Raw genomic sequence first — 9,400 nt, forward strand, 5'->3', positions numbered from 1 at the left:
TGGTGGCGGCCGCCCTCTGTCGTGCGTGCCCGCCCGCTACGCCACCACCGGCCGGGCGATCCCGCTCTGCAGGAGTTCCCGGGCCCGCTGGGTCAGGTCGCCCAGGCGCAGGGCGAGGCGTGTCAGGGCCTCGTAGAGCAGGTGGACGGCCCGGAGGTGTTCCAGGCGCGGGGCCAGGGCCGAGAGGCCGATGGCCAGGGCCACGCCTGCCCAGGCCACGGGGCCGAGCGGGGTGCAGCCGAAGAAGTGGCTGACGCCGGGGGTCTGGACGAGTGCGGCGAGTACGGCGGCGGAGCCGAGGGCCGTCACCCACACCAGGGGGCTGCGGCGGCGGCCGGAGAGGGTCTGCACGAGCTGGGCGCCGACCACGCCGCACAAGGCCATGGTGGTGGACCGGCGTTCGGTGCCCGGGGTGAGGCGGCCGATGAGGTAGGCCGTGACCGCGCCCAGGCAGGTGGTGATGCCCCGGCGCCGGATGGAGCGCAGAAGCGGGGCGCCGAGGACGTCGAGGCTCATCGGGCCGGTCGCGGCGTGCTCCGCCGTCGAGGGGTCGTCGCTCGGCGTGACCGCCACCGCCATGGCCGGGAACATGTCGGTGAGCAGGTTGACCAGCAGCAGCTGACGTGTCGACAGGGGTGAGGCGCCGGCCAGCAGGGTGCCGAGAACGCTGAAGCCGACCTCGCCGGCGTTGCCGCCGATGAGGATGCTCACCGCGTCGGCGACGCTGCGCCACAGGGCACGGCCCTCGGCGACCGCGTCCACGAGGACGGAGAGGTCGCCGGTGGTGAGCACGAGGTCGGCGGCGTTGCGGGCGGCCGCGGAGCCGCGGGACTCCACGCCGACTCCGACGTCGGCGGCGCGGATGGCGGCGGCGTCGTTGGCGCCGTCGCCGGCCATCGCCACGACCCGTCCGGCCTGTTGCAGGGCCTCGACGACGTGCAGTTTCTGTTCGGGTGCGACCCGGGCGATGACGCCCGCGCCGCGCAGGACCCGGACGCGTTCGCGGCGTTCCATGGCGACGAGTTCGTCGCCGGTCACCGCCTCGGTCTCCTCCGGCCAGCCCAGTTGCAGGGCGATGGCGCGGGCGGTCTCTGGGTGGTCGCCGGTGAGCATGACGGGCAGGATGCCGGAGCGGCGGAGTTCCGCGAGCAGGGCGTGCGAGGTGTCGCGCGGGACGTCGGCGAGGGCGACGAAGCCGCTGAACTCCAGGTCCGAGAGCGGCGCGTCGAGTTCGGCGTCGGCGTCGTCGGCCCGGCAGGGGCGCCGGGCGACGGCGAGGACGCGCAGCCCCTGTCCCGCCAGTTCGTGGGCGGTGTCGGTCGCGTGGTCGGGGAGGTCGCGGCAGGCGGGCAGGATCGTCTCCGGGGCGCCCTTGACGACGAGGAGTTCGCCGAAGTCCGGGTCGCCGTCGCGGCCGACCGCCGCGGCGTAGCCCCGCCGCGTCTCGAAGGGCAGTTCGCCGGTCGGGGCCCAGCCCTCGTCGGGCGGGGCGACGTCGAGGACGGCCTCGTCGGTGGCGTGTGCGACACGGCGGCCCTGCCCCGTCTCCTCCTGCGGGCAGGCGCGTGCGGCCAGGCGCAGGACCGGCAGGGCCCGTTCGGTGCCGGTCTCGTGGACGGTGCCTTCGGCGGTGGCGACGCGAACGAGGCGCAGTCTGTTCTCGGTGAGGGTGCCGGTCTTGTCGAAGCAGACGGTGTCGACCCGCCCGAGCGCCTCCAGGGTGCGCGGGGTGCGGACCAGGACGCCGCGCCGGGAGAGCCGGCGGGCGGCCGCCATCTGCGCGACCGTGGCGACGAGCGGGAGGCCTTCCGGTACGGCGGCGACGGCGACCGCGACACCGCCGCTGACGGCGCGTCGGACGGGGCTGCCGCGCAGCAGGGACAGTCCGGTCACGGCGGCGCCGCCCGTGAAGGTCACCGGCAGTGCCTTGCGGGTCAGTTCCTGCAGCCGGGCCTGGACGCCGGCGGGCGGCGGGGTGCGGGCGGCGAGGGTGACGGCGCGGCCCGCCTCGGTCTGGTCGCCGGTGTCCACGACGAGTGCGGTGGCGTCTCCGGCCACGACGGTCGTGCCCTCGAACACCATGCAGGCGCGCTGGGCCACCGGCAGTCCGGGCGTGGCCTCGACGGCCTTGGACACGGGCAGGGACTCGCCGGTGAGTGCCGACTCGTCGACCTCGAGACCGTCGACCTCCAGCAGCCGCGCGTCGGCGGGTACGACGTCGCCGGCGCCGAGGCTGATCTCGTCGCCGGGCCGCAGCCGGGCGGCGTCGACGGTGACGGTGCGCCTGTGGCTGTCCTGCCTGCGGGCCTTGGGCTGCTGCCGGGCGGCCAGCCGGGCCAGTGCCTGTTCGGCGCGCAGCCGCTGGAGTCCGCCCGTCACGGCGTTGAGGTCCATGGCGCCCACGACCAGCAGGGCGTCGACGAGCGAGCCGAGCAGCGCGGAGGCGACGGCGCCCGTGGCCAGGACGGGGGTGAGCGGATCGTCGAGTTCGCGGCGTACGGCACCGGCCGCCTGCCAGGTCCAGCGGGCGGGGGTCACGGCCGGGTGGCGGATCAGACGGCCGGCCTGCTGTCGTGAGCGGTCGGCGAATAGGGCGAGTCCGCGGGGCTCGTCGTCGCGCGCCGTGCGTCCCAGCCGGTCGCGGGCCTCGTGGGGTTCCAGGGCGTGCCAGGGAATGTGCAGTCGTGGCGGGGGCGGGGTGGCCCGGGCCACCTGGGTGGCTGCGAGCCAGCCGGTGAGCAGGGCGTTGGCGGCGGCGATGTTGACGGGGGCGTGCCGGGTGAGGGGCCACATACCGAGTCGGCCCAGGCGCTGTCCGCCGCGGGCGACCAGGAGCCCCGACAGGGCGGCGCCCGCGCGGGCCAGTGTCTGTGACCGGCGTCCGACGCGCCGGGCCGCGGGGATCGCCGTCAGCAGCCGCCAGACGTCGGCGAGGCCGCCCGGGGCCAGCGCGTCGACGCCCCAGGAGACGGCGGCCCGTCCGTCGGTGAGGGCGATGGCCACGTCTCCGGCGGGCAGTCCGGCCGCGACATGGCCGTCGCCGGACCGGTTCAGGCGGGCGACGGTCACGACCACGTGCCCGTCGTCCTGAAGGGCGCGTACGACATCTCCGAACGGCTTGGCGCTCGGGGCGACCTCGTCGGCGAGCCGGGTGATGTCCTTCAGGTCGGAGCCGCCCGCGATCACGACGTGCAGTCCTGCCCTGCGGGCGGCGTCGAGGACGGCTTCGGCGAAGGGGTGCACCGGGTCGTCGGGCAGCCCGTCGGTGTCGTCGGTGGCGTCCTGCCGGCGGCTGCGCAGGGCGTCGGCGTGCAGGACGAGGGCGTCGGCGATCTCCAGTTGCCGCAGGCGCTCCCCGTTGCGCAGGAGGATCCCGGCGTGGGCGAGGAAGGTGCCGAGGGTCGCGCCGAAGGCGGCCGGTCCGTACCTGGCCGCCTTCGGGGATCCCGCGAGGATCGCTTCGGCCGCGTCGCTCGCCCTGTGCGTGACGAGGAGGGTGGCGGCGGCGCCGGCGACGCTGCCGGTGCTGGCGTGGGAGGCGTACTCCGCGGCGGGCGTCACCTTGAGCGGCGGCCGGGTGTCCGGCGGGCAGGGCAGGCTGGTGCGCCGTTCGTGGACGATGTCGTCGTGCAGGGCCTCGAAGGCCGCGGCCCTGGCCACGGCCTCCGTCAGCTGGGTGCCGCGCAGGACGCCGTCGAGCAGGAGCGCCAGCGGGGTCTGGCCGGCGCCGTGTGCGGCGGCGTTGGCGGCGGCGAGGACGAGTTCCATGCCGGAGGCGCCGAAGCGCTGCCGGAGCAGGGCCCGGAAGCGGGGGTTCTCGCGCAGCAGGGTGACGGTCGCGGTGATGATGCGGGAGGTGGGCGGCAGGCACAGGGACCGGCCGGCCAGGGCGCCGACCGCGCCGGCGGCGTCCAGCAGGATCGCCGCCGCGGTGACGCGCACCTCGGCGGGGTCGCCGGGGTGGCTGGTGTCCCGGGCGTTCGGGTCGGCGCCCTCGTCCAGGCCGAGGCGGGCGGCGATCGCTGTGGCCCGCTCGGTGACCCGGTCGGTGGCGGCGTCCTCGACCACGGTGATCACCATGCGGGCCAGGCCCTCGTCCCAGTACGCCGTGAGCACGTCCGGGTGGTCGAGCAGTTCCCCGGCCATCTCGCGGGCGAGCGCGGCGGCCTCGCCGTCGGGGTGCCGCAGGGCGAGGTGGACGCGCTGTCCGGCCTTCCAGTGCTGTCCTGCGGTGAGGGCGTTGCGCGCTACGTTGCGGACGCGGCGCGTGGTGTCGTAGACGGACGTCACGCCCTGGGCGGTGCCGCGGACGGCCCCTGCGGCCGCCCCGGCCACGGCCCCGACGAACGGGGCGACGTCGAAGCGTGTGAGCATCTGCTGCTGTCCCGACTCAGCCGGTCGACCGGCTGTCGTGTCCGTGTGGGTGAGCGTGTTCCGGGTCCGGCTCCTCGCCGTGCGCGTCGTGGTGCGCGGTGGCCTCGGCGACCTGCTTCAGCGCGGAGGCGGTGGCGGTGTCGCCCACCTTGGCGGGCTGTTCGTGGACGTGCTGTTCGGGTCGGTCGTGCCGGTAGTGGGACGCTGCGAGTCTGCCGCCGGGGCCGTACGCGGAGGTGTCCTGGTCGTCCGGCCTGTCCTGGGCGGCGGTGCCCTTGCGGCGTTCACCGCTCCGGGCGGTCCGCGTGCCGCCGTTCGGTGACGCGCCGTCGGGTTCCTGCCCGGGCCGGGGCCGCGTCAGCCAGGCTACGGCGGCGCCGGTCAGCGCCACCGGCCACTCCACCACTCCGGCCACACCGAGTACACCGGCACCGGCGTAGACGGCGATCCGACGGCCGCGCGGCGACACCGCGCCGACCTTGTCCAGGGCTCCTCCGGCCACCTTGCCCACCTGCTCCGCACCCGGCAGATGCCTGAGGCCCGAGGCGACGGCCCGCAACGGCTGCGGAAGATCAGACGCACGTGATGTCTGCTGGTTCATGTCGACCTCCACAGGCGCGCTTTTGTCAGGCTTCTACCGGTTTTCCAGCTTCTTGCCCCATATTCCGTCGTCGACGGTGTGAGCGCTTGTCTTGTTCGGCCGGAGCAGGCAGTCGCAGCCTTCCGTGTCGGCACGGGCGCGCTGGGTACTCAGAGCGGGCACGCGGGCCCGTGCGGCAGCGGAGTGTCCTGTTCGGCGAATGGAGTGGTCATGACGGAGAACGGTGATGACGCGACGCTCGTCCGGCGGCCGGGGATACCCGACCTCCGACTGGCCCCGGACCGGACCGAGCCCGCGCCGCCCCGGGACCCGCAGGCCGGCGAGCCGCCGCAGGAACTGCCCCTGGACCGCAACCAGGCGATCCTGGAGGCGGCCAAGCAGGTCGGTGCCCTGCTGAAGCGGAAGGGGCATCTCTTCGCGCTGGCCGGGAGCGTGGCCGCTTACGCGCACGGGGGCGAGAAGAACCTCCAGCACGACGTCGACTTCGCCATCCGCCCCGAGGACGCCGAGGCGGTGGCGGTCACACTCCGGGACGCGGGGCTGACCGTCTACGCGCCGCCGGAGGACTGGCTGATCAAGGCCACCTGTTTCGGCCAGCCCGTCGACATCATCTTCGAGCTGGCGGACCGGCCGGTCGGCGCGGACATGCTGGAGCGGGCGCAGGAGATCTCGGTCGACTCGGTGCGCATGCCCGTACTGGCCCCGACCGACCTGCTGTGGAGCCTGGCCGCCGCCTTCTCCGAGCACCACTGCGACTTCGGCGCCGCCCTCCCCATCGCTCGCGCCCTGCGGGAGAAGGTCGACTGGGAGCGGGTGCGGCGCGAGTGCGGGGACGCGCCCATGCCCGCCGCCTTCTTCTTCCTCCTGGAGCGCCTGAACGTCATCTGAAGGAGCACCCATGAGCACCCACGGTTCCCAGGACACGGGCGGCGCGCCGCCGGCGCAGAACCTGGACTACCGCATCGCCCACCTCCAGGACCGCCTCGCCTCCGGCGAACTCGGTGAACTGGGCGTACGGGTCGAGGCCCGCGGCGGGACGGTGCTGCTCACCGGCACCGTGCCCTCGGCCCCCTGCCGCGAGGAGATTCTGCGCACCGCCCTCGAGGAGCTCGCCGGGACACCGGTGCACAGCGACCTCGTGGTCACCGGGGCGTCCTCCCCCGACCACGCGGAGGAACTCTCATGATCCGCATCGCAGCCGTCGGGGACATCCACATGGGGCCCGACAGCCAGGGCCTGCTCCGCCCCGCGTTCGAGACCCTGCCCGAGTGCGCCGACCTCCTGCTGCTGGCCGGGGACCTCACCCGGCACGGCACTCCCGAGGAGGCCCTGGTGGTGGCCCGGGAGATCCAGGGCCTCGGGGTGCCGGTGGTCGCCGTCCTGGGCAACCATGACCATCAGGACGACAAGCCCGACGAGGTCACGGCCGTTCTCCGAGAGGCCGGCGCCCATGTTCTCGAGGGGCAGGGGACGGTCGTGCCGTGCGGCGGGGCGCGTATCGGCGTGGCCGGCACCAAGGGGTTCGGCGGCGGCTTCGTCGGCCGCTGCGCCGGGGAGTTCGGCGAGCCGGTCATGAAGGAGTTCGTCAGGCACTCGCGCCGCTGCGCCGACGGCCTGCGGGCGTCCCTGGAGCAGCTCGGCGAGGAGGGCTGTGACGCGCGGATCGCCCTGACCCACTACTCCCCCGTCCCGGACACGCTGGCGGGCGAACCGCTGGAGATCTATCCGTTCCTGGGCAGCTATCTGCTGGCCGAGGCGATCGACACGGCCGGCGCCGACCTCGCGGTGCACGGGCACGCGCACGCCGGCACGGAGCACGGCATGACGAGCGGCGGCGTACGGGTGCGCAATGTCGCCCAGCCGGTCATCGGGCGGGCGTTCCACGTCTACCACCTGCCGGTCCGCGACCACGCGACCACCGGGGCCGCCGCGCGAGCCACCCGCTAGCCCCCCATCTTCCGCTCGCTTTGCGCCGTCGGCCCACGCCGGCGGCGCTTTCCGCGTTCTGCGTCTGCGTTCTGCGTCTGCGTTCTCTGACAGACGACGCGACACGCTGTTCCCGTACCGCCTCTGGTGTGAACGCCCCGCAGGTCGCGCCCGCTTTAGGCATTTTGTCTGCTTAGCATGCAGCTCCGCGCTCCGCACGTCGGCGATGCCCCACGCCTCCGTCCGGGGTGCCCTGCCCCGTACGAGAGGACACCAGATGGCGCTGACGGGCCGTCGGAAAGCACCGTCCGAGCATGCCTTCTCCCCGCACGACGCCGTATTGCGCACCGCGGCGCCGCACGTCGCCCGCCGCCGTTTCCTGACCGTCACCGCTGCGGCGGCGATGCTCGCCTTCAGCACCAACCGGCCGGCCCGCGGCGCCACCGCCGCTCCGGAGCTCGACGCCGCCCGGGTCTCCGACGATCCGTTCACCCTCGGCGTGGCCTCCGGCGATCCGCTGCCCGACTCGGTGCTGATCTGGACGCGGCTCGCCCCCGAGCCGTTCACCGCGGACGGCGGCCTGGGCCAGGAACGGGTCGCCGTCTCCTGGGAAGTGGCCGTGGACGAGAGGTTCGCGCTCGTCGAGCAGCGGGGTGTCGCCACGGCGCATCCCGAATACGCCCACAGCGTGCACGTCGACATCAAGGGCCTGCGGGCGAACAGCCACTACTACTACCGGTTCCGGGTGGGCAGCTGGATCAGCCCCACGGGCCGGACCCGTACGGCACCGGCCGCGGGCAGCGCCACCGACGGCATGCGGCTGGCCGCCGTGGCCTGCCAGGCCTACCAGGACGGCTACTACACCGCCCACCGGCATCTGGCGGAGGAGGACGTCGACGCGGTGTTCCACCTCGGCGACTACCTGTACGAGTACCCGGTGGACTCCGCCGGCGGGGCCCGCCGCTACAGCGACCGCAAACTGCCCGACGTGTTCAACCGCGAGACGACCACCCTCGCGGACTACCGGCTGCGCTACGCGCTCTACAAGAACGACCCGGACCTGCGCGCCGCGCATGCCCGGCACCCGTTCCTCGTCACCTGGGACGACCACGAGACGGAGAACAACTACGCCGGCGCCTTCGACGAGAACGGCACCTCCCCGGAGCAGTTCCTTGCGCGACGCGCCGCCGCCTACCGGGCCTACTGGGAGAACCAGCCGCTGCGGGCCGAGCAGTTGCCGCAGGGCCCCGACGCCCGGCTGTACCGCCGGCTGGCCTGGGGGTCACTCGTCCAGTTCGACCTCCTCGACACCCGCCAGTACCGCTCCGACCAGGCCTACGACGACCGGCCGCACGCGCCGGGCACCGAGTCGGACGACCCGGCACGCACCATGACCGGCGCCGCGCAGGAACGCTGGCTGCTGGACGGCTGGCGCAACTCCGGCGCGCTGTGGCACGTGATGCCCCAGCAGGTGTGCTTCTCGGAGCGCAAGTTCGACGTGACCGGGCCGGCCCGGGTCTCCATGGACGCCTGGGACGGCTACCGCGCCTCCCGCGACCGGGTCACGGCGGGCGCGAAGGCCGCGGGCATCGACAACTGGATGGTCCTCACCGGCGACGTCCACGTCGGGTACGCCTTCGACATCAAGGACGACTTCGACGACCCGCGGTCCCGGACGCTGGGCACGGAGTTCACCTGCACCTCCATCTCCAGCGGCGGCAACGGAACCGAGAAGCCCGACAACTGGGACACCTACCTGCGGGCCAACCCCCACATGAAGTACTACGACGGCCGCCGCGGCTACGTCCGGGTCGAGCTGGACCGCGCGAAAGCCCAGGTCGACTTCCGGACCGTCCCGTCCATCACGCAGCCCGGGGGCACCGTCTCGACGACCGCGTCCTTCGTCACGGAGGTGGGTTCGCCCGGCCTGAAGTCCGCATGACAGCAGTTCCACCGTGATCGAAGGAGACACATCGAATGGTCCTCAGACACGCCGTGACCGGCCGCCGGGCGGCCCTGGCCGCACTCGGCGCACTCGTCGCCACCGGGCTCCCCTCCGCCGTGGCGGCCGAGCCGACGCCTCCCGCGGGCCCGCTGCCCTCGGCCGCCCAGACCCTCGGCGCCGACCGGCCGTCGGCTCCGGTGCTGCGTGCCCTGGAGCGCGACCTCGGGCTGACCCCGGCCCAGGCGTCCCTGCGGCTGGTCAACGAGGCGGAGGCGGGCACCCGGGCGGGGCGGCTGCGCAACGCCCTGGGCAACCGCTTCGCGGGCGCGTGGCTGCGCGGCACGACGGCGCAGGAGCTCGTGGTGGCGACCACCAACACCGCGGACGTGCCCGCCATCAAGGCCCAGGGCGCCAAGGCCGCCGTCGTGAAGAAGACGCTCCGGGACCTCCAGGCGGCGAAGAAGAAGCTGGACGGGGCAGCGGCCCGTGCCGACACCCGCGACACGCCCCTGTGGTACGTCGACATCCCGGCGAACCGGGTCGCGGTGGAGGCC

At 74.2% G+C, this 9,400-nt stretch carries 7 protein-coding genes; 5 read left to right on the forward strand and 2 right to left on the reverse strand.

What is annotated here, in order from left to right; genetic code table 11:
* Positions 1-36 precede the first annotated feature (36 nt).
* Entirely contained in the window at positions 37-4,374 is a 4,338-nt protein-coding gene (locus ACFTZL_RS34925) for an HAD-IC family P-type ATPase (RefSeq protein ID WP_382591349.1), read from the reverse strand.
* Positions 4,375-4,390: 16 nt separating this feature from the next.
* Entirely contained in the window at positions 4,391-4,975 is a 585-nt protein-coding gene (locus tag ACFTZL_RS34930; protein ID WP_382591352.1) for a hypothetical protein, read from the reverse strand.
* Positions 4,976-5,185: 210 nt separating this feature from the next.
* Here ACFTZL_RS34930 and ACFTZL_RS34935 point away from each other — a divergent pair, with 210 nt between their 5' ends.
* From ACFTZL_RS34935 to ACFTZL_RS34955, 5 genes are all read left to right on the forward strand, one after another.
* Positions 5,186-5,863 carry a nucleotidyltransferase family protein gene (locus tag ACFTZL_RS34935; RefSeq protein ID WP_382591355.1) on the forward strand — a complete coding sequence of 226 codons (678 nt, stop codon included), beginning with the start codon at positions 5,186-5,188 and terminating at the stop codon, positions 5,861-5,863.
* A gap of 10 nt (positions 5,864-5,873) precedes the next feature.
* Positions 5,874-6,161 carry a BON domain-containing protein gene (locus tag ACFTZL_RS34940; protein WP_382591358.1) on the forward strand — a complete coding sequence of 96 codons (288 nt, stop codon included), beginning with the start codon at positions 5,874-5,876 and terminating at the stop codon, positions 6,159-6,161.
* Positions 6,158-6,922 carry a metallophosphoesterase gene (locus ACFTZL_RS34945; protein WP_382591361.1) on the forward strand — a complete coding sequence of 255 codons (765 nt, stop codon included), beginning with the start codon at positions 6,158-6,160 and terminating at the stop codon, positions 6,920-6,922. Before ACFTZL_RS34940 ends, ACFTZL_RS34945 begins: the two co-directional genes overlap by 4 nt.
* Before the next feature lie 256 nt (positions 6,923-7,178).
* Entirely contained in the window at positions 7,179-8,843 is a 1,665-nt protein-coding gene (locus ACFTZL_RS34950; protein ID WP_382591364.1) for an alkaline phosphatase D family protein, read from the forward strand.
* A 35-nt stretch (positions 8,844-8,878) separates the two neighbouring features.
* Positions 8,879-9,400 (forward strand): alpha-lytic protease prodomain-containing protein (locus ACFTZL_RS34955; protein ID WP_382591368.1); only part of this gene is annotated, 522 nt, incomplete at its 3' end.

This window comes from Streptomyces sp. NPDC056948, assembly GCF_042674225.1.
GTDB classification, from domain to species: Bacteria; Actinomycetota; Actinomycetes; order Streptomycetales; family Streptomycetaceae; genus Streptomyces; species Streptomyces purpurascens.